Genomic DNA, 26,153 nt, shown 5'->3' on the forward strand with positions numbered 1-26,153 from the left:
CATCAAGCGTCAGGGTTCCCTTATCCTTATTGGTGACATTACCAGCGACGGAGGAGCCATCCTGAAGGGTGGTTTGACCGCTGTTGGCCAGTGCCCCAGCGAGAGACCCCGCAAGGTTTAGACCGCCGTTTTGAGCAACGGTTGTGTCACCCGTATAAGCCTGCTTATTCGTAAGTGTTTTTGTTCCGCTCTGGATCGTTAGGCCACCAGTCCCGGAGATGATACCATCATAACTATGGTCGGGATCGGCCGTTGTTAAAGAGAGGGAATGACTACCAAGAGCAACATTACCGCCGCCCCGGATGTCGGATAGATTCTGATTATTAGAAGACTGGCTAAGGTCCAGATTGGCCCCTTGTTTGATATCCACGAAGGAGGATGAAGCAATGGTGCCATTATTGGCCAGAGCAAGCGTACCGTTCTGCACGGTGGTGGAGCCGGTGTAGCTGTTGGCGCCTGTCAGCGTCTGGGTGCCAGTTCCTGTTTTGATGAGGGAACCTCCAGACCCGCCATCTTGTATGGTGGCAGAGAGGGTATCGTTCTTGTTGAGGGCCCCGATTGTCAGTGTCTGTTTGCCCAGAGAGACGCTACCATTGCCAGACAGGGAGCCGATAGAGACTCCATTTGTTGTTCCAGAGATGTCAACATTAGCACTATCGCTGTTATTCTGGATGGTAGCAGCATCGGCGGTTGCATGACCTGCAAAGACGACGCTTCCGGCATTCTGGATAGTGGATTGTGAGGCCGAACTGGAATCTCTGAAGACAACGCTGGCGTTACTATTGTTTGTGATGTGGGCCGTGTCGGCAACACTTTTATTATTGAAGTTTAGGACGCTGTGGTCCTGCGGGTAGGTGGAGGAATTATCACCAACGGTGACATTACGGTTGCCCATGGAGGCAGACTGATCCTGCCCACCATTCATATTGACGGTGGCACCGCCCGTGATGTTCAGGTCTCCGCCCTGTGTTGTGCTATCAGAGTAGCCAAAAGGTGTTGAGCTGTTGGCATTGACGACAATATTGGTCGCCCCGCTCGTGTGGTTACCCTCAATGTCCGTATTGCCGAGATAGGTATTGTTACCATTGAGATTGAGGACAGGCTTCTCCCCACCCAAGGCAATACCGGCATTCTGTTGAGCTGTATTGAAGAGCTGTGTGAGCGTAGGGTTAGCAGGGGTTTTATTTGTCTGGTCGTAGGTGGAGCGATCCAGGATCGGGCTGACAATCTTTAGATTAGCACCTTTGGGCCCAACAATTGACCCATTATTGCTATATTCGTAGCCATTGAGGTCAATGGTGGCACCGTTAGAGCCCAGAATGGTGTTGCGGTTTGCGTTGGTGCTAACCTGATCTTGCTCGATCCGCAGCGTACCCCCGTTAATATTCAGAGCACCCTTCTGGTCACCCAGACTAGCGTCAGAGGTAATACCGAGCGTACCATTGGTAATGACTGTACCACCAGTATAGCTGTTGGTACCGTTCAGGATGAGGGTGCCTGTATCCGTCTTTACGAGGGTTGTCGGGTTGCTCGGATCATCTTTGATAGATGTATTGATGACAGCCAGATTGGTGTCACCATAGCCTGTGCCATCCCCCACACGGACTATAGAAACAAGCCCGGATTTATTGACTAGGATACCGTTATTCTGTTCGTACTGTTTGATGTCGGCATCACTCGGCGTACCAGACTGCCCGGTGTTGTCGGTAACAGAGAAGTAATGGTTAAGCTGGTTCGGAGAATCCTTGTCTGTATAGCGGGTGCCATGCAGCGTGATAGAGCTGTTTTCATCCTGGGGGATAACGGAATAGGAGGACGGGCGGGTCGTCTGGCTGAACTGCATGCCACCAACATCGACGTTGCCAGCAACCGTTACCTTAAAGGCGTGCTTCGAGTTCTGTTGGAGTGCACTGTCGGAAGCCTGACCGAAAATGGCATAGGCATTTTGCTGCCATGCTGCACTCTTGTCGCCATTGGATGTGGTCCAGTTCGTCTGTCCCTGCGTCCATGTACCATCACCGCCATTGACCTGGTTATTGGCAGTTGTTGTGCTGCCATTCCAGAAGGTTAGATTGTCCCCAGTATTGGCCGCAACCAGATTGACCTGATGGTTACCCGCCTGGAGGACGCTTTTATTATTGGGGTCCTCAGCACCTGTGGTCTGGTACATTTTGAGGGTAGGATTGTCTAACGTCAGCTGCTGTGTATAGCGGTAGAGCGTCTGGACGCCGGACCCCTGCTGGAAGGAGAGGTCTACAGCCTTGACTGTTCCGCCCAGTGTAAGATTGCCGTTGGTCTCGCTCCCGACAAAAACGGTGCCATTGGAGAGCTTGCCAGAGCCATTGTCCTGAACCCCGCTGAAGTCGGACGTCCCATTGACGATGAGGTTACCGCCTATGCCCAGCGTTCCACGGTGGAGGTCGGACGTGCCAGGGGTGATGGTTCCGTTTTGTTCAATAGTTGTTGTGCTGCTGGTAGAACCAATATTACCCGTACCGTCCAGCTTGCCGCCATCGTGCACAACAACGCTGCTTGTGCCGTAGTTGTTACCGTTGACATGCAGGTTGCTACCACTGTTGACAGTTGTGCTACCCGTATAGCTGAAGCTCTTGCCTTCATTTAGGGTAACATCTGTGGCGTTAGCTACAAGATTGACGCCTTTAGTGGTGTCTTTGCTCGTGGTCGTACCGCCGCTAGTCGTACCGTCAGAATTTGTTTCGCTGTCGACAGGGGTCTGTCGGATGGTACCATTCAGGGCTTGGGAAGTGCCCGAAATGATAAGGGTCCCACCATCGCCCTGAAAGATCGCCCCATTTGAACCAATGGCACTGGCGATGTTGAGTGTGTTCCCACCGAGATTGACAGTGGCGTTATTATTACCCCACCCCATGTTGGCAATAGAGACTTCATGGGTAGCTTTGGAAATATCAAGCGTTGATTGGCCTGTTACGTTACCAACGTTCAGCAGAATAGTGCTTTTTTCAAGATTACCGTTGCCAGCCAGTGCAAGAGTGGCGCCGTTATTGATTGCCGTGTTGCCGGTGTAAGTCTGTGCCCCTGTTAGGGTTTCCGTTCCACCATTGACGGTCAGGCCACCATTGCCCGAGAGGATACCACTGTAGGTGTTTTGGGCATTGTTAAGAGTCAGCGTGCCATTCAGCGTGCCGTTGCTGCTTCCAGCAAGGGAGGTAGCATTGGCACTGTTGCTGGTAACAGTCAGGTCTGCGCCGTTATGGGTGAGGGTACCGTTGATGGTGCTGCCATCAAGCTTCAGGGTTCCCGTGCTTGTATTTGTGACATCACCGTTTGTTGTGTTTCCACCGGCGAGGGTCATGGTGCCACTGTTTGTAGCGGAAGCCTGAGAGCCACCCGTAGCGTTGAAGGTTGCTCCTGCAGCGTTAGTGACATCACCGGTCTTGCTGCTTGTGAGTGTTGACTGACCACTGTTGTTCAGAGCGTTGCTGAGCGTGGCGTTAGAGGCATTGAGTGTGCCGCTATTGGTCACTACGCCAGTGACGGAGGAGCTATTCTGAAGGGTGGCCGTACCCTTATTGTTTAGAATCCCGGCGATGGTGCCGCCACTAAGCGTCAGGGCGCCCTTTCTTGTGTTAGTGACATCACCATTGGTCGTGCTGTTTGTGAGAGTGGTCGTACCCGTATTGTTCAGGGCGCTGCCGAGTGTGGTGTTAGAGGCATTGAGTGTGCCGCTATTGGTCACTACGCCAGTGACGGAGGAGCTATTCTGAAGGGTGGCCTTACCACTATTGTTCAGAACCCCGGCAATGGAGCTGCCATCAAGCGTCAGGGTTCCCTGATCCTTATTGATGATCTGACCGTTTGTTGTGTTTCCACCGGTGAGGGTCATGGTGCCGCTGTTTGCTGCGGAGGCCTGAGAGCCTCCTGCGGCATTGAAGGTTGCTCCTTCGGCGTTGGTGACATCACCGGCCTTGCTGCCTGTGAGCGTGGCCTGACCATTGTTGGTCAGAGTATTGCTGAGCGTGGCGTTAGAGGTATTGAGTGCGCCGCTATTGGTCACTACGCCAGTGACGGAGGAGCTATTCTGAAGGGTGGCCTTACCACTATTGTTCAGAACCCCGGCAATGGAGCTGCCATCAAGCGTCAGGGTTCCCTGATCCTTATTGATGATCTGACTGTTTGTTGTGTTTCCACCGGTGAGGGTCATGGTGCCACTGTTTGCTGCGGAGGCCTGAGAACCACCTGTGGCGTTGAAGGTTGCTCCTTCGGCGTTGGTGACATCACCGGCCTTGCTGCCTGTGAGCGTGGCCTGACCATTGTTGGTCAGAGCATTGCTGAGCGTGGCGTTTGTGGCATTGAATGTGCCGTTATTGGCGACATTACCAGCGATGGAGCCGGTGAGGTCTAGGCCTGCCTTTTGAGCAACGGTTGTATCGCCCGTGTAGCTATTCTGTCCGCTGAGGGTTTTGACGCCACCAGTGATGTTCAGTCCCCCTGTGCCAGAAATGACACCAGAATAGGGGTTGCTGGATTGGGCGGAAGACAGAGTAAGGCCATTGGCCCCGAGGACGGTATTACCTACGCCAGAAATATCCTGAACAGTTACACCGGAATTGGCTTTACTTATGTCGAAATTAGCATTCTGTTCTATAGAAATACCACTGGAGCTGGCGATGCTACCATCACCAGAGAGGGCCAAAGTGCCCTGTTTGATGAGTGTTGCCCCTGTATAGCTATTGATGGCGGAAAGAAGTGTCGTCCCCTGACCTGCCTGCTCTACGGAAAGAGGGGCATTATTCTCGCCGTTTGTAATGGGGTCTGTAATTGGATCGCTTGTTACGCCAGCCGCCGGAGAGAATGTCCGTACAAGGCTGCCCTGCTGGGACGAGGATGTGCTCTCCGAGCGTGCAGGTGCGCTGATGATAGAGAAGGACGAGACACCCGCCAGAAGCAGCGCAATCCGGGCCGACAGCTTGAGGGGTGAAGCGTTTCTGCTTTTATAAGCCAGAATTGAATCAGAACCTGCCTGTGTGAAAGATGCTGGCTTTTTATATGAAGAGTTGTGTTGTGTCATTGTGGGTGCACCTTTCACATACGTTGCTTGCCGGTCGCCCGGAGCGAATGATGAAGCCGACAGGGAATAGAGAGGACATCGTGCCTGAAGACGCTAATTTACCGTTCATTAATAAAAAGATCAAAAGAAATCAAGATGTAGCTCAGGTAAATCCGATCAACTTTTTGAGCATTAGTATTTATTTTGTATATTAATGAACTTATCTACGAATGATGAGAAATAAACGAGTGTCCATTAAGTCAATTAATTACAAAAATTAACTATTTTATATTTATTTTTACAATTTTTATTGTATTTAATATATTATTATTTTACCGTTTTTTAAACAAAATGTAATGAAATGTCCTGTCTGGTTGTAGCAATCTTCAGTTGCTTCTTAATGTTCGGTTTGATGTATGTTTCTCACCTATTGGAATATTTAACCCTGATGGGAGGGGGCTGTGGCTGCTATCAACCGTGGACAAGCTGGAACGGTTTTCATCTTCATGGATTTTCAGAATTATATTCTGGAAAATTTTCTACCGCCTGAAAGGGCCGAACAGGTCGTAAAGCAGGCTGAAGCTGTTCTTGCAGCGGCTCGGAAGGCGGGATGTTTTATCATCCATGTGGCGGTGTGTTTCCGGCCAGGGTATCCGGAAATCAACGGGCGGAACAAGATGTTCTCGTGGATACGGGATAGTAACATGGCGGATCCTAGCAGCCGTGGAATCGCCTTTGTCGATAGGATGGCACCGCAACCGGAAGAACCCGTTGTGCAGAAACGGCGTGTTGGTGCTTTTGGCAGTACGGACCTCGACATGATCCTGCGGGCCAAAGGTATTGAGAAGGTTTTTCTAGCCGGGGTTGCTACGTCACATGTTGTTTTGACGACATTTAATCAAGCGTTTGATCTCGATTATGACCTTACAGTCATTCATGATGCTTGCGCCGATGGTGATGAAACGGCACATGTCTTTTTGACGGAAACATTCTTCCCCAAGCTGGGCAATGTCCTGTCGTCCCGTGACGTGCTGGCCTTTTTGGAAGGTTGACGAAGCCTGTGTCCGGGTAGGGTTAGGGCGTACTGGTTTGCAGCCAGGCTTCTTCGGCTTTGTTCAGGGGGCTGTTGCGGCGGACAGCGAGTGAAATGGTGATGCGGATGGTCGGGTCCTGCAATGGGCAGCAGTACAGCCCGTCATTCTGGGCTGGATTGTGGAAGGCTGCCGGAATGATGGTGATGCCGACCCCCGCCTGAACCATAGTCAGTAGGAGGGTTGTGTCGCCCGTACGCCCGGTAACATGGGGTGTAGCCCCATGGCTGGCAAAGGCCTCCGAGATGAAACGGTTTATTTTGAAGTTCTCATTCATGAGGACGAGCTTCTCATCCAGAATGTCCGTGAAGGAGCAGCTCTCCCGGCCTGTGAGCGGGTGTGAGTTGGCCATCAGCAGGCAGAGTTCTGCTTCTGCAAAGGGGATGGTGCGCAATTGCCTGTTCTGGACAGGCCCTATGAGGGCGGCGATGTTCGTGTGATGGCCGAGAAGTTGGGTCACCAGCCTGTCGGAGGGATGTTCCTCAATGTTCAGCACGACATCGGGATAAAGGCTGCAAAATTGCCGGATGATGGGACGGAAATAGATTGCCCCCAGTATGGGCGGGAGTGCCAAATGGACCGTCCCCTTTAGGGGGCCTGAATCATCCGCCATGGCCCGGTGAAGATTCTGCTCGGCCTCTAGCAGACGCTCAGCATGGAGAAAGAAGGTCTTTCCCTTCTCTGTGAGGGTAACAGTCTTATGAGTCCGCTCGAAAAGGCGGACGTCTAGTTTGTTTTCCAGAGAGCGTATGCCCATGCTCAGGGAAGGCTGACTGATGTGCAGCTGATCACTCGCACGGCTGAAGCTGCCCTGTGTGGCAACGGCCATGAAGTAGTGAAGTTCTCGGAGGGTTAGCTGGGGGTATGGCATAGGGAAAAGGCTATATTCTATATAGAAATATAATATTATCATATTGAAGATAGGCTGGATAGGCTTTCCTCAGAGGCACGAACTGACGTGCTAATGATGAAAGGAGCGGACGATGGCAAAGGTTGTCGATTATCTTCTGGATCAGCTTTCTCGGCTTGGTGTGGAGCATGTTTTTGGTGTCCCGGGTGATTATGCCTTTCCGATTAATGACGCCATTACGGCTAGGGCGGACATGCGTTGGATTGGCTGTTCCAATGAACTGAATGCCGCTTATGCGGCTGATGGCTATGCCCGCATACGGGGGATTGCGGCCCTTAACACGACCTATGGCGTTGGCGAGTTGAGTGCTATGAACGGTGTTGCCGGTGCATATGCGGAGCATCTGCCGGTGATCCATCTGGTCGGTCTGCCCAAGCGGGCCGTTTTGGATGAAAAGCGGCTTGTGCATCATACCCTAGGTAATGGGCAGACTACGGCCTTTTATGATGCTGCCGGTCATGTTGTTTGTGCCCGCACCATTCTGGACGGTCAGAACTGCGTGCAGGAGCTGGAGCGTGTTCTGGCCACGCTGCACCGGGAGCGGCGGCCGATTTATATCGGTATCCCGTTTGATGCGGCCCATGATGACGTAGTCATGCCTGATGGTGACATCCCCCTCCCGGAAGAGCAGAGCGGGAAACAAGCTGCCATTGTGGCACAGCGCATCATGGTCGAGCTGGAGCGCAGCGAGTCTCCTTGTGTCCTGCCGGGTATTCTGACAGCTCGGTTTGGCTGCCGGGAGGCGATGAGGCGGTTCCTCAGCCGTTCCGGCCTGCCCCATGCCACCATGTTCATGGATAAAGCTGTGGTGGATGAACAGGCTGAAGGGTTTGTGGGGATGTATGGCGGGCATCTCGTGCAGGAAGATGTCGCTGAATTTGTGGAGCAGGCTGACCTTGTCCTGACGCTGGGTGCTGAAATGACGGATTTCAATACCGGACTTTTCACCCAGAAGCTGAACCCGGAACGCATTATTAGCGTCATGGAGCATGAGGTGCGCTTTGGTAACAGTGCCTTTTATGCTGTCGAGCTGGCTGATGTGATTGAAGCTCTTGCCGATCTGGCTGATACCGTGTCCTGTTCTGCTGGCCCTGGTTATTTGGGGACGGAACTACCTCCCCGGCAGGCTGATGAAGAGGATGATGGGGTGATCAGAACCCACACCTTCTATGCCGCTATACGGGATCATCTCCGTGCCGGGGATATTGTCGTGAGCGAAACGGGGACGGTCGCTATGGGCATGGGTTTTGTCCGTCTGCCCGCAGGGGTCGATTATGAGGAGCAGAGCCTGTGGGGCTCCATTGGTTGGGCTACGCCAGCGGCGTTCGGCATGGCCATTGCAGCCCCTCACAGACGGATCATCCTGCTGACCGGTGAGGGATCACATCAGCTGACGGTACAGGCCCTCGGTGAGTTTGCCCGCTTTGATTGCCATCCGCTCATTCTTGTCCTGAATAATGAGGGTTACTTGATCGAGCGTCTGCTTTGTGATGACGGGGAACGTTATTACAATGACATTGCCAGCTGGGACTATACGGCTCTGGCTCGTGGGTTCGGTGGTAAGGACTGGCAATGCGAGCGCATCAGCACGCCAAAGGCATTGCGTCAGGCGTTGGACGCTGTCAGGCCGGGTCAGGGTACTTATCTGGAGGTTGCCGCACCCCGTTATGATGCTCCCACCATGGCTGAAGCTCTGGCTGAGAAGCAGTAAGATCGCGTTCTGAAAACCGGATGGGCAGGTGCACTTTGTGTCTGCCCATCAAGGGGGAGAACAGCACGGTAAGATGATGTGCAGGAGATGCCTGTTAGGCCAGATGATTCAGATTTTCTATGAAATGTCTGGCGTCCCGTACGGGATTCGAACCCGTGTTGCCGCCGTGAGAGGGCGGTGTCCTAGGCCTCTAGACGAACGGGACTAAAGGCGTGAGGCCTTCGTAGAGGGAATGTTGCAGAAGTGCAAGAGGAAAAGCGGGTCTTTTGTAAAAAAAGCCTCCATGAAAGGAGGCTTTTTTTTAGTTGGGTTGGTTTTTACCGGTTGGAGGGCAGAACAGGCCCGAGCGGGCGGCCACCTAGAAGATGCACATGGAAGTGCGGAACTTCCTGCCCTCCATCGGGGCCAAGATTGCTGACGAGGCGGAAGCCGCTGGGGATGAGCGATTGCTCGGCAGAAATTTTATCCACGAGCTTCCAGAAATCCAGAATCTCCTCATCACTGGCACGAGAGAGGAAATCGTGCAGGTCCGTATAGGCCCCGCGAGGGATCACCAGAACATGGATGGGGGCCAGAGGAGAAATGTCGTAGAAAGCAAAAGAATGTTTGCTGTCGCAGACACGTTCGGCAGGGATTTCTCCCCGCAGGATCTTGGCGAAAACATTGTTGGGATCGTAGGCGGGGGTGGGTGTCGGCATAAGATGGGTTCCTCCTCGTTCCTTTAATGATTGGGGAGTGGGGTAGGGGGAAGTCAAGGGCGGAGGGTAACAACCCACCTATGAACCGTTTTTAGAAAGACGGTTTCGGGCGGGATGCCTTTTCCTCAATGCCGCTAGTGCCTTCACGACGTGCCAGCTCTTCCCAGACATCTGCTGGATCAATGCCCGCATCAACCCACATGACAATCAGGTGGTAGAGAACATCCGCACTTTCGCTGATGAGGCCGTTACGATCCCCCTTGATGGCCTCAATGACACATTCTACGGCTTCCTCGCCGAATTTCTGTGCAATTTTGCTCCGCCCTCTGGCCATGAGGCGGGCCGAGTGGCTGACAGAGGGAGACGCACCCTTACGGGCCATGACCGTATGATAGAGCCGTTCCAGAACATCCTTGCGGGTTGCAGGTGAGGAGGCGTTATTCTGAGGCATTAGCTTTCCTGTCTTTAGTTTATGCCGTTCTTTAGCGGCCCAGCCTGACGGGTAGCTGAGCCTCATGCAGGGCTTGCTTGACCTCGCCAATTTTGAATTGACCAAAATGGAATACACTGGCTGCTAGAAGGCCGCTGGCCCCTGCCTGCGCCCCTTCCACGAAGTGCGACAGCTCGCCCACTCCGCCAGACGCAATGACAGGCACGGAGACACGGTTGCAGACAGTTTTTAGCAGATCAAGGTCGAAACCGGAGCGGGTGCCGTCACGGTCCATGCTGGTGAGTAGGATTTCCCCGGCACCTCGGGCGGCCATTTGCTCAGCCCATGCAACAGCGTCCAGTCCGGTAGGTTCCCGCCCACCTTTGGCGTAAACTTCCCACCCGCCACGGCCATTGGAGCGAGCATCTATAGCCACCACAATGCATTGACTGCCGAACCGTTCTGCCGTTTCATTGATGAGTTCTGGCGTGCGGATGGCAGCAGAGTTGATGGCGCATTTATCGGCACCGCTCAGCAGAAGTTTGCGGATGTCTGCGCAGCTTCGTACCCCACCTCCCACGGTGAGAGGTAGGCGGACCTCGGCAGCGGTTCTTTCCACAACATCAAAGATAGTTTCTCGGTTATCCGAGCTTGCTGTGATGTCCAGAAAGGTCAGCTCATCCGCTCCAGCGGTGTCATAGAGTCGGGCTTGCTCCACCGGGTCGCCTGCATCCCGTAGGGAAACAAAATTGACCCCTTTGACAACTCGTCCGTTACATACATCAAGGCAGGGGATGACACGCAGTTTTAGCATGACCCCTCCAGAATATTCAGGGCTTCAGGCAGGTTGATGCGGCCATCATACAGGGCACGGCCCACGATCACGCCGGTGATGCCGGGGGTGCTATCTGCTGCCTGACGCAGGGCACGGAGATGCTCCAGCGTGCCTACACCACCGCTAGCAATGACAGGAATAGACACATGGCGGGCTAGTGCGACTGTTTGGTCAATATCCAGCCCTTCTAGCATCCCGTCACGGGTGATCTCGGTAAAGATGATGCCTGCTACACCGGCATCTTCCATCCGGCGGGCGAGATCGGTTGCGGTTAGTTCGGAGACTTCAGCCCAACCTTCAGTGGCGACACGGCCCTGCCGGGCGTCAATTCCAGCGATCACACGGCCCGGCCATGCATGGGCAGCTTGCCGGACAAGGCCGGGGTCCTTCACAGCGGCTGAGCCGAGAATGACGCGGCTTACGCCAGCTTCCAACCAGCGTTCGATAGTCTTCATGTCCCGTAGGCCACCCCCAAGCTGGATGGGGAGGGAGGTGTTGGCGATGATGCCTTCTACAGCCTTCACATTGGCGGACTGACCCGCAAAGGCTCCGTCTAAGTCAACGATATGGAGGTGACGACATCCTGCTTCCTCAAACAGTTTGGCTTGAGCAGGTGGGTTGTCGGAATAATGAGTAGCTTCACTCATTTCCCCCTGTCGTAGCCGCACGCAAGCCCCGCCTTTGAGGTCGATGGCTGGATAAAGGGTCAGCGGTTTCCGAGTGAGGGTATCCCGTTCGGAGGTATGATGAGGGGTGGAGAGGGGAGTATCGGCAGGCTGCCACTGCATGGCTTTTTCTTCAGGGACGAGGAGTTTTGAGAAGAATAATCCGCGCACTGTCCGGTCTCCGATTCGTGCAAAATAGGGGTGAGTGCCCCAGTGGGTGAAGCCAAGTGAGGTAAGAAGGGCTGCTGCGTCAGGCAATGTTTCACGCACACGGCAGTCCAGCACCTTGGCGCCAATAGCCTGTGCTCGGCTGATAATAGCCTCCATGAGCAGATTGCCCAGCCCTTTTCCTCGCTCGTAGGGAACGATGAAGAAGGCCGTTATGGTGGCACTGGTGCTGTATGTCTCGGAACGGGTGGTGGCATGGGCGAGAACGGCCGCCCCGCAGATGCTGTCATCTGGTGCTCGGACAATGAAGACATCACGTTCCGGCACGAGTAACAGACCCTGCAAGAAACTCCGTAGGACGTTGCTCTCAGGCGGTGTGTGCCAGTCGAATACGCCTTCTGCCAGGATGGCCGCTACGGTACTTTCCAGCAGGCTTTCCAGATCATCCCCACTGATGGTCTGGCCTAGCCGTTCAGCACGGTAGCTTCTAGGGCGGTGGATCATGGCCGGGTCTGTATCCGTATCCGTTAGGGCTGCCATGTCAGGAAGTTGCCAAGGATGGTTAGCCCCACATCCTGACTTTTTTCCACGTGAAACTGTGTGCCGCATCGGCTGCCCTTCGCCACGATGGCAGGAACCGTCATGCCATAATCTGCCGTGGCAATGGTTTCATCCGCAGGGGCATCAACTAGCGCATAGGAGTGGACAAAATAACCGTGGTTTCCCGGCTCTAGCCCCTCTGTTAGCGGGTGAGCCCCGGGGGTGAAGGACAGCGTGTTCCAGCCCATATGGGGGAGCCGAAGGCCTTGCCGGGAACTATCATCCATAGGGGCAATATGGCCCCCGATCCAGCCCAGCCCTTCCGTGCGGCCATGCTCCAGCCCGTATTGTGCCATGAGCTGCATCCCCACGCAGATACCAAGGAAGGGCGTGCCTTCCGCTGTGGCTTTTTCCAGAAGAGGGCGGAGGTCGCCTTCATCCAGTCCTTTGGCACAATCGGCAAAAGCTCCCTGCCCGGGAAGAATTAGCCGGTCAGCCGAGAGGATGTCAGTCTCATTACGGGAGATGATGACATCAGCATCTAGCCCCCGCAGGGTTGCTGCCCGTTGGGTTGCCTGTGCGGCAGAGGCCAGGTTGCCGCCATTGTAGTCGATTACGACAACACGCATAAACTCTCTCCATACCGCAAGCTGCCCGGTCCTGTTTCATGCAGGAGGGGAAGACAAATCAAGAAAAAATCGTGAGGGTGCTTTATAGCACCCCTTTGGTGGAAGGAATCCGCCCTGCACTGCGTGGGTCGCAGGAAAGGGCCATACGCAGGGCACGAGCGAAAGATTTGAAGGCACTTTCAGCAATATGATGGGCGTTAGTCCCGGCGCGGCAGTTCATATGCACGGTGATGCGGGCGGACATGCAGAGAGCGCGGAAGAATTCTTCTACCATCTCCGTAGCCATGTTGCCGATCATCTCACGGGGGAAAGAAATATTCCATGCAAGGAAAGGACGGCCTGAAATATCTACGACTGCTTCGCAGAGGGCTTCATCCAGCGGGACCAGAGCAGAACCGAAACGTTCGATTCCCCGTTTGTCGCCAATGGCTCGGTAGAGGGCTTCGCCCAGTGTGATTCCCACATCCTCAATAGTATGATGGTCATCAATATGCAGGTCGCCTTTGACTTGGATATCCAAGTCCAGCCCACCATGTCGGGCTAGAGCATCCAGCATGTGGTCGAAGAAACCAATGCCTGTCTGAATGTTGCTTTTCCCGTGCCCATCAATGGCGAGGGAAAGGGTGATGTCGGTTTCGCCTGTTTGGCGATTCAGTGTAGCGGTGCGTGATATCTGAGTGGTCATGTCTTTCTGCTATACCAATATGCGCTGCTTTCCAAACTTGCTTATTGTGACCGTGTGGGTGAGACTGCCTAGTTAATTGACCATGACAAGATTTTCAGGAGGGGCGTCAACATGGCGCAAGCTTCATCCGTTTCACCGCTTAACGTGTTGCTGGACCGGTCCTCAACGGGCGATCTTGTCGCTCCAGCCCCGCATGGGGATGTGTTGGCCCGTATTCTTTCTGCTGGCCTGCGTGCGCCCGATCATGGGCATCTCTGCCCGTGGCGGTATGTGGTGATCACGGGGGAGGCTCGCCCGACTTTTGCCGAACATGTGGTAGCGGCCGTGGCACGACAGGAGCCGGAGGCTCCAGAGAAAAAACGAGAGAAACGGCGTAAGCGTTTCTCAGAGACGCCAATGATCATTGCGCTGGGTATGCATCTCCGGCCGGACCATAAGGTGCCTGTCATGGAGCAGGAAATGGCCGTGGCGGCGGGTACTATGAATGTTCTTAATGCCCTGCATATGGAGGGGTTTGGCGGCGTTTGGATCAGCGGTGCTTTTTGTGAGGACCGGTCGTTGCTCAGCCAACTGGGGTTGGAGGCACCGCATCGGCTTGCGGGGTTCTTGCTGGTGGGTACGCCGGAGAAGTCTGACCGCTGCCACACTCGCCCGGATATTGGGGATTACATGGCGTTCTGGGATGGCCAAAGCCCTATTGCTTTTGGTGCTGATGACAGGCGGAAGGAGCGTTAGTCTTCCGTCCGAGGTGGCTGGTTGCCGGGGGGGGCCGGTTGCGTTAAAGCGATGAACGTATGAGTTGAGGAAGGCAGGGCCGCATCATGAAACAGCCACAGCACGGTGACGTTCATCAGGCAGGGTCGCATCAGGCGGATTGTGTGTGCAGTGATATTGTGATTGCCGGGGGTGGCCCTGCTGGCCTGGCGGCGGCTCTGTCTTTCGCCCGAGAGGGCTGGCAGGTGAGTGTGGTGGAGAAAGCTCCCCGCAACGTGCTGGAAGCTCCCGCTTTTGATGGGCGGGAAATCGCCTTGACCCATCACACGGTACAGTGGTTGAAGCAGCATGGCGTATGGGATGAAATCCCGGCTGAAGCTGTGTGCCCTCTGGATGTAGCCCGAGTGGAGAGTGGCCGTCTTGGTGGTCCGCCCCTGATCTTTCATGCGCCGGGCGGTTCAGGAAAGGAAGCATCCTCTGCTGATGCGCCAGAAGGGGAGCCGCTGGGATATCTAGTTGCTAATCATCTTATCCGACAGGCTCTTTACCGGGTTGTGAGTCGGACGGAGGGCATTACCCTGTTCTGCCAGACGGGCGTAACGGGGTATCAGGCCAGCAGGAATGATGTGCAGGTGCAGCTCTCGGACGGACGGACAATGCAGGCCCGGCTGCTTGTCGGGGCGGATGGTCGTTTCTCTCGGATACGGGAGATGGCCGGAATTGGGTCCATCGTGCATGATTTCGGCATGAGCATTCTTGTCTGCCGGATGAGGCACCTCACTCCGCATGATAACACCGCCCTGCAATGGTTTGATGAACGCCAGACCATTGCTCTTCTGCCGGTAGCTTCTGATGGGGGGATAGGGGATATGTCCTCCTTAGTGCTTACCCTGCCGCCAGATGATATTGCTCGCCTGCGTGTAGCAGAAGATGATGACTTCAACGCCGAGATCACCCGCCGCACGGATGAGCGGCTTGGTCTGCTTCGTGTCATGAGCGATCGTATCACTTATCCTCTCAAAGCCGTGTATGCTCATCGTTTCCATGCGCCTCGTGTGGCTCTGATCGGTGATGCTGCAGTGGGGATGCACCCGATAACGGCGCATGGTTTTAATTTTGGTATCCGTGGGCAGGAGACATTGGTGCAGGAACTGAGCGCAGGACCGGGCGACCCGGGGGATGCGATGTCCCTCCAGCGCTTCGAGCGGCGGCATCGCCGGGCGACCTTCCCACTCTTTACAGCGACCAATGCGATTGCTGTGGCCTATACCCGTGATGATGGTCCGTTTCCGCTTGCCCGTCGGGCTGGATTGATGCTGGCCAACCGTCTGGCCCCGTTTAAAAAGGCCGTCACACGGATGTTGATGGACCCTGTGTAGTCCTCTTTTCTTTATTAATGAGAGGTTAGTTAAAGGTTTAGTTTTTGTTTCTAAAACCGCTTGCCTGTAGTGGCTTTTTGCTGTGATAGTGGTCGCAAGGGTGATTTCGGTGTGGAAAGATGCCTTTTCCCGAGAGGTGTCGGGTAATCTCCATTCTACTGAAATGGCTCGCTATATCTTTTTGCCAGCTTGTAGAAGCTGATAGTCACATCGTGAGCCATGTATAGGGTGCATTATGACATATGATGTCGTCATTATTGGTGCTGGTTTTGCCGGACTAACACTGGCCTATCAATTAAAGAAAAAGAAAAAAGATCTTCATATTGCCATTGTGCATGATTCTTCATTTCCCGGTGATGACATCTCAAATAAAGTTGGTGAATCGTTTAACGAATTGGCCGCTATCTATTTCGATCAGATGCTCGGTCTTAAGGAGTTTATGAAGGAGCGTTACCCTCGCAAAATGGGGATGCGTTTTTTCAAAATTAACGATACTTCCTATCAGGAGATGGGAATTAATAGTCCGTTCCCAACGACTTCGTTTCATTTCGAGCGTGGGAAATTGGAGAATGATCTATATGGTCTCGTAAAAGATGATGTGGATTTTTATCTCAACCATAAATATATCGACTTCGAAGAGGATGGGGACGAAAAGAAAATCCATGTCCTGAACCGTGCCGATAATAGCCCTGTATCATTGCGGGCGGCATGGCTTGTTGATGCTGCCGGTATGAAAAAGCTGCTGGCTCGTAAATTTGGGATTACGCATAGACTCGACATTAATCATTCTTCAGTCTGGTTCCGGGTAGGCGGTGGCGTTAACGTAGATGAGTTCCTGCCACGGACTGAAGACAGTCCGTTTACATCAGATAGACGCTCATGGAGTTCCATCCATCTGGAAGGGGTCGGGTACTGGATATGGATCCTGCGCCTTTCCGAGGATAAGACGAGTGTTGGTATTGTCTTCGATGAAGACATGTATGATTTTCAAGATTTTGCAACGTGGGAAAAGACAACTGCCTGGTTGCGGGAGAATGTTAATGTCCTGATCAATTATCTTGAAGAAAAGAAATTCCCGATTCTTGACTTCAAGGTATTGAGACGGTTCGCCAGTGAGTGCGAGTACTGGGTGGATCAGAACCGCTGGGCCTTGATAGGGGATGCCTACGGTATCTGGGACCCTTATTATTCCAACGGATTTGACCTGATCGGGATGCAAAATACCATTCTGACGGAGCTGATTGCTGCGGAACGGAGCGGGGAAAGCATCAGCGAACGTCTGCCAGAGGCTAATGGGTTCATTAAGAACATAATGATAGGCTTTGGAATTACATTTTCCAATTTCTATCCCCGGAAAGATAGCTGGTACTACATTTGCTCAAAATATAACGTTGATATAACGATGTATGCGCCATTCATGGTGCATATTATGTCCAATGCTCTTCAATCCATGTTTATGGAGGAGGATTCATCCTTCCGGAATGATGTCATGGAGCGACTCATTGGGGCAGGTCTTGTCTATGGTGAAACAGTTAGTTTTCTTGCCTCAGATGAGTTCAAGAATAATGGTGTGAAGGGCTATGATTATATGCTCTTGAAACCAGAAACATTCCATGCGTTTGTTCCAGAAACAAATATTCCCTTCCATGAGAAAGAGAAGGCTCTTTCTATCCTTAGGAAGAACCACAATTTGATCTTGTGCGTTCAGTATTATCTGAAAGCAGGGCGTAATTATATGGACTTCATAAAAAGAGGAGCCTATTTCGCTATCACAGAACAGACAGACCCTGAGCGGTACAAGGACAATCCTGACCTGCTGGAGGCAGAATTGTTCCGTCCAGCGTAAGAGGCGTTACGAGTTTGTCGTGATAGTGTGGGATTGGAGGAACCGTTCCAATTCCACATCTCCTGCTACGGCCCGTATGTAGTATGGTTTTGCATTGTGTTCAGCCGCTTTGCTTGTCTCCACTGGAGCCAGTCTGACAGGCACTTCCAAAGAGCGGGCCAGTAGGCGGAGTTTGCCGATTTTGCGGGGATTACCATAGAGCTGGTCGCCGTAGATGGGTGTTCCTAGCATGGCGCAATGGACACGGGCCTGATGGGTCCGCCCTGTATGGAGGGTTAGTTCCAATAGGCTGGATGCTCCATTGCTTGCCAGAATACGCCATGAGGTTTGGGCTGGTTTGCTATGTTTGTCTTGCGGGGATGCTGCCTTTTTGGTCGAAGCCGTTTGCGGTACGGCTTCGGAGACCATTTTCCATCCCTGCTGGGCGGAGGAAACACGCCGTAGCAGGGTGGTGAGTGTCCCTTTCTCCTCGGTTGGGCGTCCTTCAACGAGAGCCCAGTATCGTTTGACGGTCTTATGTTCGGCAAAGGCCTGTTGTGCCGCAACGAGGGCAGATTTACGGCGGGCTATGAGCAGACAGCCAGCTGTGTCGGTATCCAGCCGATGGACCAACCAAGGCCCACCTCGTTTCTGGGGCACGAAGCGGGTTTCGACACTATCTTGCGTTTTGGGGCCGGGGTGGGCAGCAAGTCCGGCAGGTTTGTTGATGACGACAAAATGCCGATCCTCCCAGAGGATAGGAAGTTCTTTGCCGGGGAGGAAAAGGGGAGGAGCAGCCATAGGTCAGTCCTCGTCATCATCATGATCGTTCCGGTCCAACCCTAGAGAGGCCTTGGTCGCAAGAACGTCACGTTTCCCGACATGGTTGGCGGCACTGATGATGCCTTCCCGTTCCATTTGGTCGATGATGTTGGCAGCCCGGTTATAGCCTATGCGAAGGTGACGTTGCACAAAGCTGGTTGAAGCCCTCTGGGCCCGGATGACAAGCTCTGTCGCTTGTTCGTAAAGGGCGCTGTCTTGATCCTCATCTGCACCTTTGCCACTGCTCTTACTGCTGGAAGATGTTTCTTCTTCCGGCTCATCAGCGAGAACTTCGGTATTATAGACGGGTGCTCCCTTAGAACGTAGGTCATTCACCACTGCTTCGACCTCTTCATCGCTGATGAAGGGGCCATGCACACGAGTGATGCGGGCACCACCCTGCATGAAGAGCATATCACCTCGGCCAAGGAGTTGCTCTGCACCTTGTTCACCCAGAATGGTGCGACTGTCATATTTGTTGGTGACCTGAAAGGAGATGCGGGTCGGGAAGTTCGCCTTGATGGTTCCGGTAATGACATCAACGGAAGGACGCTGCGTGGCCATGATGACATGCACGCCAGCGGCACGGGCCTTCTGGGCCAGACGAAGCACAGAAGCCTCAATTTCCTTACCGGCGACCATCATCAGGTCGGCCATTTCGTCAATGACGATGACGATATAGGGGAGATGTTCCAGCGGCAGGCGGTGTTCGTCAAAAACGGGGCGTCCTGTCTCTGGGTCGTAGCCGGTCTGAATGCGGCGGGTCGGGGTTTCACCAGATGTCTTGAGGTGACGTATCCGGTCATTGTAGCTGCTGATATTGCGCACACCATGATCGGCCATCAGGCGATAGCGGCGGTCCATTTCCTGCACTGCCCATTTTAGGGCACTGACAGCCTTAGGTGGCTCGGTCACCACCGGGGTCATCAGGTGCGGAATGCCATCATAGATAGAGAGTTCCAGAATCTTCGGATCAATCATGATGAGCCGGCAATCTTCTGGGCTAAGCCGGTAGAGCAGGGATAGGATCATGGCGTTGATCCCAACCGATTTACCCGATCCAGTCGTTCCCGCTACGAGCAGATGTGGCATCCGGGCAAGGTCTGCCATGATGGGTTCCCCGGCAATATCTTTACCCAGTGCTAGAGGCAGTTTACTGCGGTTTTCCTTCCACGCTGGAGAGAGCAGAAGTTCGGGGAAATAGACTGTTTCACGAGTTTTGTTAGGGACTTCAATACCGATGACATTGCGACCTGGTACTGTGGCGATGCGGACACTCAGCACGGCAAGAGTACGGGCGATATCATCGGCTAGGCCGATCACGCGGGAAGAACGCACACCGGGGGCGGGTTCCAGCTCATAAAGGGTGACGACAGGCCCAGCCCGATAATCGGTGATGGTGCCCTGTACGCCGTAATCATCCAATACCTTTTCCAGCATTTGGGCGTTGGCCTGAAGAGCTTCTTCGGAAGGGCCAGTTTCGCTTTGGTCTGGCAGAGGATTGAGCAGGCTGATGGATGGGGGCAGCCATGTGGATGGAGTGGCCATGCCGGGCAATGGCCCTTGAGCAATACCGGGTGGCGGTGGGACGGGCCGTGGCGGTATGGGAACCCCGCCCGTATGTGTGGTGGCCTCATGGGGGGAGACAATCCCGCCCATGCCGGTGGAATGCTCTGTCGTAACTGGGGCGGCTGAGGCGACCGGAGTAACTGGGGGAATGCTACCGGGTACCGCTTCGCTTATGGTGCCGGATGCCTCCGGCATGGGGGCTGCACTGGGGCTGGTAGCCGCTATGAAACGTTTCAGAAAGCCGGGCTGTTGTGCTGGGCCTGAAACTTCCTGAGGGGGTACCGACAGAGGAACGCTGGAGAGTTCTTCATAATTTTCTTCAGCATGGCGGCGTTGGGCTGTACTGGTCCGTCCGGGGTCATGGCGGATATGGGCCAGCATCCGGGCATAGGGGTTGTCGGCTTCTTCTTCGGGAGGGGTGACATGGGATGTCTCTTCCTGAAGGGGGGCTGGCTCAGGTCGGGCGGGTGGCTGAGGTTGGGCGGAGGAGGGTTTCTGCCAGGGGGCGGCTCCCTGCTGCATGGGAGACCAAGGCGTGCTGCCGGTGGCTGGTGATGCGGGCTGATCGGCCTGACGGCTGAGATTGCGCATGATGAAACCAGATGGAAGCGGTCCGCTCCCCATGGCTGGACGTCCGTGGCGGATCGGCCCACCAGCACCGGAAGGGTAGGCGACCTGACGTTCCATTTCAGGTGGTGCCCCACGGGAGCGGAGCAAGGCCCGTAGGGGGAGGCGGATCAGGGCACTGAGTCCACGCCCTACGGAACGCCACTCCTGCCCCCGTAGACCCATGGACATAGGGCACAGCACAGCCAGAAAAAAGAGGCTGAGCGCAATGGAGAACATGCCGCCCATGCTGCCTGTTTCGCCCGAAACGAGATTGAGAAGTTTTTGGGCAAAGAAAACGCCGCTTTCCCCCCCCAGTCCGCTATTGGTGGGCCAAGCAACACCTAGTCCGGGCACTGTTAGCTGTAAGAGGCCAATCGTCATGGCCGCTGCGGGGCAGAATAATGTCGCCGCTACGAGGCGCAGCAGAGGTAGGCTCAAGTGATGATGGCGCAGAAGCTGCCACGTCCACGCCAGTAGAACAAGAACGGGTATGATCCCTGCCAGACCAAGTAGCTGCATCAACCCATCGGCAATGGTGGCCCCGAAGCGTCCGAGTAGGTTGGTTGGTTCGGTTCCCGTGGCGGTATTGAAGGACGGGTCATGAGGGTTGAAACTGAAGAGAGAAGCGGCAATCGCCAGTGCCATGATGAGGAGGATGATCGCCAGTATCTCCATCATTCTGGCAGAGAGAATGCGGGAGATAGGGGAATCATGCCATGTGGGAATATCCCCTTCACCCTCTGCCATGTCGTGCCCGAGGAACGGATCGACAGCACCAGAAGGGCTACGTCGTGTGGCAGGCAGGATAGAGCGCAGCTTGGCAGGAAGGCGAAAGCGGGAAAGCACAGGGGCAGGTCCTCTGGCTGGTCAGGAAGGCGGGATCGGCCCGTAATATAGCCTGTTCGGTTTGATTCTGGAAAGCAGAACCACCCGCCTGCCGTGATCAGAGAGTGGGACGATGTCCTTTGACACTGACATCATGCCGCCAAATATGAAGCGTAGCAGCACCGAAACTGCGCTGGGCCAGTAGTTCTGGCGGTTCTGCCAAGAGACTGGGCAGAAGGTGGGCATGGAAAGGCTGGAAGGGTTCTTCCGGTTCTTTGGCGTCATTTTGCAGAGGGGTGGTTTCCGTTTCTGCAACAATTAGGGCACCATCAGCCACCCAGCCGGTTCGCCATAGGGCACGCAGCCCCTTTTGCACCAAGCCCTTATGGTAGGGGGGATCGAGGAAAATGAGCGTATGGGGCTGTGGCGCTTTGGGGGGGTGTGTCACGTCACAATGGCGTAGGCGGGCACGGTCTGCCATACCGCAGCTGCGTAGGTTAGTCTGGAGAGCAGCAATGCCAGGGCGGCTTCCCTCCATAAAAGTGGCAAATTTTGCCCCACGGGAGAGAGCCTCCAGCCCTAGGGCCCCCGTACCGGCGAAGGCATCCAGCACTACGGCATGTTCCAGCTCATCCCGGCCAAACCACGGTGCATGCATGAGCATATCGAACAGGGTTTGGCGGGCACGCTGCGCTGTAGGGCGGGTGGTCATCCCGGCGGGAACCTGTAGGCGGCGGTTACGGGCTGTACCGGCAATGATCCTCATAGTGTTACGACCGTGCCTTGCTTGTTTTGCCGGATTTTAGTCCCGGAATCTGCTCCAGCAGGGTCTTGTAGGATACCTCTTCCAGCTCATGAGGCTTGAGAGTGCCGAGGCTGAAAGGCCCGTAGGATAGGCGGATGAGACGGCTGACATGCAGGTTCATCCCCATCATGACCTTGCGGATTTCTCGGTTTTTGCCTTCCCGCAAGCTGACTGTCAGCCAGGAGTTGTCACCTTTGGAAGAGTCCAGGGTTGCCTCGATGGGGCCATATTGGACGCCGTCCAGAACGCAGCCCTTCGCAAGGGCTTTCAGCCTCTTTTCATCCACGAGGCCGAAGACACGGACACGATAGCGGCGAATCCACTGGCGGGAGGGTAGTTCCAGTTCACGGGCCAGACTGCCATCATTAGTCAGCAGCAGCAGCCCTTCGGAGTTTAGATCCAACCTGCCGACACTGACGACCCGAGGCATGGCGGCGGGCAGGGAGTCGAAAACTGTACGGCGTTCTTCTGGGTCGTGATGGGTCGTGACTAAGCCAGCTGGCTTGTGATAACGCCAGAGGCGGGTGCGCTGTGGCGGGTCCACGGGTTTGCCGTCTACGCAGACAATATCACCCGGTTGTATGAAGGTGGCCGGGTGAGTTACCGGGCTACCCCCGAGGGTGATGCGGCCTTCTGCGATCATCCGTTCGATATCACGGCGACTGGCAACCCCACGGCGGGCTAGAGCCTTGGCAATGCGTTCACCACGCTGTGTATCGGGAGAGGAGGATGCAACATCTTTCATAATCTGCGGACATACAGCGTCCTGCCTTTCCTTGGCAATCCATTTACGGCTCTATAAAGCAGTCGAGGAAGGATTTGTGGTCCATTTCCAGTTTTAGGGGTGCAGGTTCATGTCTTTTCCCACCGTCATGACAACGCAGCAGGCCATGCAACAGGCTTTGTTACTGGCGGATGAGGCAGCCCGTGTAGGGGAGGTTCCTGTTGGGGCGGTTGTGCTGGATGGGCAGGGACGTGTTCTGTCTATGGCCCGCAACCATGTGGAAGAATACCATGATGCCAGTGCTCATGCTGAGTTGCTGGCCATGCGGCAGGCAGCGCATCGGTGTGGGACGGTTCGGCTAGAAGATTGTACGTTAGTTGTAACGCTGGAGCCCTGCCCGATGTGTGCGGCAGCCGTTACGCATTTCCGTCTCCAGCGTGTGATTTATGGGGCTTATGACCCCAAAGGGGGAGCTGTGGATCATGGTCCCCGTCTTTTTGCCCGTTCTAGCTGTTTGCACCGGCCTGAGGAAATCATCAGCGGCGTGCGGGAGCGTGAGGCTGCGGCGCAGTTACGACATTTTTTTCGTGGGCTGCGGCATAGGCGTGATTAGCCCAGTACAGCCCGGAGAACCCCGGTTGTGATGACTCCACACAACATGGTGGGCAGGAGGGAGAAACGTGTGGCAGCTAGAAGGGTCGCTGCTAAACCCAGTAGATCGGCTGGATGACCCGTTGCAAAATTTGGAGCGATGACAGCCACCAGCACACACCCGGGTACGATATCCATGATGGCTTTCATGCGGGGGGATAGGTGGCGTCCTGCGAGCAGTAGATAGCCGCTGATGCGTGTTAGATACGTCACTAGCGCCATGGTAAGAATGGCCAGCAGGGCTGGGATATGGAGTGTCATATGCTTCTTACCACCAGCAAGGATGTGAGGATTCCAGCCAGTGTTCCTGCCGGGACGTACCAAGCACCGGGTAAGAGGTGATAGACCAGCACGGCGACACCAAGGCTGACACACCATGGCAGAGCATTGCGGGCACCTTTCCACATTCCTTTGAGCAGCATGATGAACACGGCTGGAAAGGCCATATCCACACCATAACGTGTGAGGTCCCCCAGTATATTGCCTGAATATCCCCCTATGAAGGTGAAGCTGACCCAGCAGAGATATAGGCAGACTGTAATACCGGCATAGAACCCCATGCTAAAGCGGCGGCCCGGTTTGGTGTGCAGGTCTGTCAGGGTCAGTGCCCAGACCTCATCACACATGCAGAAGAGCAGAAGAAAAATTTGCCAGCGGCGTAGATGCCGCAGGTGTGGCGCTAGAGCAGCACCCATGAGGATATGGCGGCTGTTGATGAGGAAGGTCACCCCTGCCAGTAGCAGGATGGCCGGAGGAATGGACCACAAGCCAACAGCGGCGAATTCTGACCCACCCGCAAAGTTGAGGCCCGTTAGTAGTGGAACTTCCACGATGGAAAAACCTTTCTGCACAGCCTGACTGCCCAGTAACAGGCCGAACGGGATGAAGGCTATGAGCAATGGCAGGGATGTTTTCACACCTCGGAGAAAATCCGGCCAGAAATCGTCCTGTCTGCTGGAGGGGGATGTAGTGTGCATGGTGCCCATTTTAAAATTCTGCCGCCTTGTCAGCAAGAGTCTGCGGGGAAATGGCTATCGGGGACAGTGGATGATGCGGGTAAGCCTTACATTTCTTTTAGGTGACACTGGCCTGCGGATGCTTGCAGAGCGGGCAGTCCTGTCCCTATCTAGTAGGGCAGCTTCGGTTGAGAAGAGTTTAACATCTAGTGTCAGGAAATGTTTGCGATGAAGCCGCCTTCCCGTCTCTCTCTGGCATGTCTGGCTATGTTACCCGTGTTGGGTATGGTCGGTGCCACCGTGCCCGCTGTGGCTCAGAATGCCCCTATCCGCCCGCAGATGTCGGGGGGGCAAGTTCCCGATTTCGTGCAGATTGTAAAACAGGTCAAACCGGCGGTGGTATCCATCACGGCGCACATTCGTGAGGGGGCTGATGACGGAGGGGATGGGCCGCCCGAGGGTAATGGTGGCCCGCAGGGCTTTTCTTTTCCTTTCCCATTTCCATTTCAGATGATGCCGGGGATGCCCTCCAACCGCACGGTAGAAGCCAGAGGGTCGGGGTTCATCATTTCGGCTGATGGGTACATTGTTACCAATAATCACGTCATCAACGGGGCAACCAAAGTCAGCGTGAAGCTGGATGACGGTACGACCATACCAGCAAAGGTCATCGGGCATGACGCCAAGACGGATATTGCGCTGTTGCGTGTGAAGGCTGATCACCTGCCTTATGTCGAGCTGGGCAATTCTGATGATGTCCAGCCGGGGCAGTGGGTCGTAGCAGTGGGTAACCCTTATGGCCTTGGGGGGACGGTAACAGCGGGTATCATTTCTGCTCTGGGTCGTGACCTTCATTCCGGTGCTTATAACGACTTCATACAGGTGGATGCACCGATCAACCACGGCAATTCCGGTGGTCCGCTGATCACGCTAGATGGCAAGGTGATTGGCGTTAATTCCATGATTATGTCGCCTAATGGCGGTGGTTCCATCGGGATCGGCTTTGCCATTCCTTCTGCCACGGTGCGGTCGGTGGTGGACCAGTTGCGGGCGACCGGCCATGTGGTGCGTGGTTTCATTGGGGTGGAGACGCAGGACATCACGCCGACTATGGCCCGTGCTCTTGGTCTTGTGAGTAGTAATCATCCCGGTTCACCGGCCCATGGTGCGTTGATTGCTAATCTCATCAAGGGTGGCCCGGCGGATAAGGCCGGTTTGAAGAGTGGGGACGTGGTGTTGTCTGTGGATGGTCATGATGTCCGCAGTGCTCATGATCTCGCTGTTAAAGTTGTGTCCATGGCACCGGGTTCTAAAGGCACCTTTACGGTGCTGCGGGATGGAAAGACCATGCCACTGGCCATTACAGTCGGTAATCAGGCTCGTAGTGGGCAAGAAGGAAACAGCACAGATGGCAGCACGGCTGATGCACCTTCTGGCAAGCTTGGGCTGGCTCTGGGTGTGCTAACGCCACGGATACGGCAGGAGATGGGGCTGGATGACAGCGTGCAGGGTTGTATCGTGGCCGATGTGGCACAGGGCAGCCCGGCAGAACATGCTGGCATCCGCCCGGGGGATATCATTGTTGCAGTCGGCAATCAGATAACGACTAATCCTCATGCCGTAGTTGTGTTGGTGCAGAAGGTGCTTAAACAGCATCAGCCGCCGTTGTTGCGTATCTTACGTGATGGCCAGCAGCTTTTTGTGGCTGTCTCTCCGGATGGAGCGAGCGATGGTGATGATGACGATGGCGAGGACGGCCAGTAAGCGTCTCATTCTGTTTTAGGTTTAATAGGCTGTGAGAATCCTGCTTTTCTGTAACAGAGGAGCAGGATTTTTTGTGTGGTCCGTTTACGGTCTGACCTATTCCCGGTAGTGAGGGACTA

General features: G+C 54.7%; 21 protein-coding genes and 1 tRNA gene. 7 read left to right on the top strand and 15 right to left on the bottom strand.

Features of this window, described 5'->3' with window-relative positions; translation table 11 throughout:
- Window positions 1-5,050: beta strand repeat-containing protein (locus AL01_RS04885; protein ID WP_143280698.1), on the bottom strand; the 5,050-nt coding region annotated here is incomplete at its 3' end.
- Window positions 5,051-5,490: 440 nt separating this feature from the next.
- Between AL01_RS04885 and AL01_RS04890 the strand changes: the two genes are divergently transcribed.
- On the top strand, window positions 5,491-6,081 hold the full coding sequence (locus AL01_RS04890; RefSeq protein WP_077396359.1) for a cysteine hydrolase family protein: 591 nt from the start codon (window positions 5,491-5,493) through the stop codon (window positions 6,079-6,081).
- Between the two features lie 22 nt (window positions 6,082-6,103).
- Here the strand turns inward: AL01_RS04890 and AL01_RS04895 are convergent, their stop codons facing one another.
- The gene (locus AL01_RS04895; protein ID WP_077396360.1) at window positions 6,104-7,033 is read right to left on the bottom strand and encodes a LysR substrate-binding domain-containing protein; all 930 of its coding nucleotides are present in this window, start codon (window positions 7,031-7,033) and stop codon (window positions 6,104-6,106) included.
- A gap of 70 nt (window positions 7,034-7,103) precedes the next feature.
- On the opposite strand from AL01_RS04895, the gene AL01_RS04900 reads away from it, so the two are divergent.
- On the top strand, window positions 7,104-8,741 hold the full coding sequence (locus AL01_RS04900; protein WP_077396361.1) for an alpha-keto acid decarboxylase family protein: 1,638 nt from the start codon (window positions 7,104-7,106) through the stop codon (window positions 8,739-8,741).
- Window positions 8,742-8,870: 129 nt separating this feature from the next.
- Here the strand turns inward: AL01_RS04900 and AL01_RS04905 are convergent.
- From AL01_RS04905 to hisB, 7 genes are all read right to left on the bottom strand, one after another.
- Window positions 8,871-8,946, bottom strand: a tRNA-Glu gene (locus AL01_RS04905).
- Window positions 8,947-9,058: 112 nt separating this feature from the next.
- On the bottom strand, window positions 9,059-9,439 hold the full coding sequence (locus AL01_RS04910; RefSeq protein ID WP_077396362.1) for an HIT domain-containing protein: 381 nt from the start codon (window positions 9,437-9,439) through the stop codon (window positions 9,059-9,061).
- Between the two features lie 91 nt (window positions 9,440-9,530).
- Window positions 9,531-9,890, bottom strand: coding sequence for a phosphoribosyl-ATP diphosphatase (locus AL01_RS04915; RefSeq protein WP_077396363.1), 360 nt, complete (start codon window positions 9,888-9,890; stop codon window positions 9,531-9,533).
- Between the two features lie 31 nt (window positions 9,891-9,921).
- Window positions 9,922-10,683 (bottom strand): imidazole glycerol phosphate synthase subunit HisF, encoded by a 762-nt coding sequence (gene hisF / locus AL01_RS04920; protein ID WP_077396364.1) that lies wholly within the window; start codon window positions 10,681-10,683, stop codon window positions 9,922-9,924.
- A complete protein-coding gene (hisA, locus tag AL01_RS04925) occupies window positions 10,677-12,041 on the bottom strand; it encodes a 1-(5-phosphoribosyl)-5-[(5-phosphoribosylamino)methylideneamino]imidazole-4-carboxamide isomerase (protein WP_077396632.1) in 1,365 nt (454 codons plus the stop codon). Before hisA ends, hisF begins: the two co-directional genes overlap by 7 nt.
- 23 nt (window positions 12,042-12,064) lie before the next feature.
- On the bottom strand, window positions 12,065-12,706 hold the full coding sequence (hisH, locus tag AL01_RS04930; RefSeq protein WP_077396365.1) for an imidazole glycerol phosphate synthase subunit HisH: 642 nt from the start codon (window positions 12,704-12,706) through the stop codon (window positions 12,065-12,067).
- Window positions 12,707-12,788: 82 nt separating this feature from the next.
- Window positions 12,789-13,391 carry an imidazoleglycerol-phosphate dehydratase HisB gene (gene hisB / locus AL01_RS04935; RefSeq protein ID WP_077396366.1) on the bottom strand — a complete coding sequence of 201 codons (603 nt, stop codon included), beginning with the start codon at window positions 13,389-13,391 and terminating at the stop codon, window positions 12,789-12,791.
- 111 nt (window positions 13,392-13,502) lie between these two features.
- Between hisB and AL01_RS04940 the strand changes: the two genes are divergently transcribed.
- The 3 genes from AL01_RS04940 (at window position 13,503) to AL01_RS04950 (ending at window position 17,330) form a co-directional block, all read left to right on the top strand.
- Window positions 13,503-14,126, top strand: coding sequence for a nitroreductase family protein (locus AL01_RS04940; protein ID WP_077396367.1), 624 nt, complete (start codon window positions 13,503-13,505; stop codon window positions 14,124-14,126).
- 86 nt (window positions 14,127-14,212) lie between these two features.
- The gene (ubiM, locus tag AL01_RS04945; RefSeq protein WP_077396368.1) at window positions 14,213-15,484 is read left to right on the top strand and encodes a 5-demethoxyubiquinol-8 5-hydroxylase UbiM; all 1,272 of its coding nucleotides are present in this window, start codon (window positions 14,213-14,215) and stop codon (window positions 15,482-15,484) included.
- A 235-nt stretch (window positions 15,485-15,719) separates the two neighbouring features.
- Entirely contained in the window at window positions 15,720-17,330 is a 1,611-nt protein-coding gene (locus tag AL01_RS04950) for an NAD(P)/FAD-dependent oxidoreductase (RefSeq protein ID WP_077396369.1), read from the top strand.
- A gap of 6 nt (window positions 17,331-17,336) precedes the next feature.
- On the opposite strand, the gene AL01_RS04955 is transcribed toward AL01_RS04950, so the two are convergent.
- The 4 genes from AL01_RS04955 to AL01_RS04970 all read right to left on the bottom strand — a co-directional run bounded on the left by AL01_RS04955 (window position 17,337) and on the right by AL01_RS04970 (window position 22,684).
- The gene (locus tag AL01_RS04955) at window positions 17,337-18,110 is read right to left on the bottom strand and encodes an RluA family pseudouridine synthase (protein WP_077396370.1); all 774 of its coding nucleotides are present in this window, start codon (window positions 18,108-18,110) and stop codon (window positions 17,337-17,339) included.
- Window positions 18,111-18,113: 3 nt separating this feature from the next.
- A complete protein-coding gene (locus AL01_RS04960) occupies window positions 18,114-21,155 on the bottom strand; it encodes a DNA translocase FtsK (protein WP_241502708.1) in 3,042 nt (1,013 codons plus the stop codon).
- A gap of 97 nt (window positions 21,156-21,252) precedes the next feature.
- The gene (locus AL01_RS04965; RefSeq protein WP_077396371.1) at window positions 21,253-21,900 is read right to left on the bottom strand and encodes an RsmD family RNA methyltransferase; all 648 of its coding nucleotides are present in this window, start codon (window positions 21,898-21,900) and stop codon (window positions 21,253-21,255) included.
- 4 nt (window positions 21,901-21,904) lie between these two features.
- Window positions 21,905-22,684, bottom strand: a complete 780-nt coding sequence (locus AL01_RS04970; RefSeq protein ID WP_077396372.1) for a pseudouridine synthase — start codon at window positions 22,682-22,684, stop codon at window positions 21,905-21,907.
- 109 nt (window positions 22,685-22,793) lie between these two features.
- Here AL01_RS04970 and AL01_RS04975 point away from each other — a divergent pair, with 109 nt between their 5' ends.
- Window positions 22,794-23,276, top strand: a complete 483-nt coding sequence (locus tag AL01_RS04975; protein ID WP_241502709.1) for a nucleoside deaminase — start codon at window positions 22,794-22,796, stop codon at window positions 23,274-23,276.
- Here AL01_RS04975 and AL01_RS04980 read toward each other — a convergent pair.
- Complete coding sequence (locus AL01_RS04980; RefSeq protein ID WP_077396373.1) at window positions 23,273-23,575, bottom strand: AzlD family protein; 303 nt, start codon at window positions 23,573-23,575, stop codon at window positions 23,273-23,275. The two genes, AL01_RS04975 and AL01_RS04980, sit on opposite strands and share 4 nt — an antisense overlap.
- Window positions 23,572-24,291 (bottom strand): AzlC family ABC transporter permease, encoded by a 720-nt coding sequence (locus AL01_RS04985; RefSeq protein ID WP_241502710.1) that lies wholly within the window; start codon window positions 24,289-24,291, stop codon window positions 23,572-23,574. Before AL01_RS04985 ends, AL01_RS04980 begins: the two co-directional genes overlap by 4 nt.
- A 207-nt stretch (window positions 24,292-24,498) precedes the next feature.
- Between AL01_RS04985 and AL01_RS04990 the strand changes: the two genes are divergently transcribed.
- A complete protein-coding gene (locus tag AL01_RS04990; protein WP_077396375.1) occupies window positions 24,499-26,034 on the top strand; it encodes a Do family serine endopeptidase in 1,536 nt (511 codons plus the stop codon).
- Window positions 26,035-26,153: the final 119 nt, after the last annotated feature.

The organism is Bombella intestini (assembly GCF_002003665.1).
Taxonomy (GTDB): Bacteria; Pseudomonadota; Alphaproteobacteria; order Acetobacterales; family Acetobacteraceae; genus Bombella; species Bombella intestini.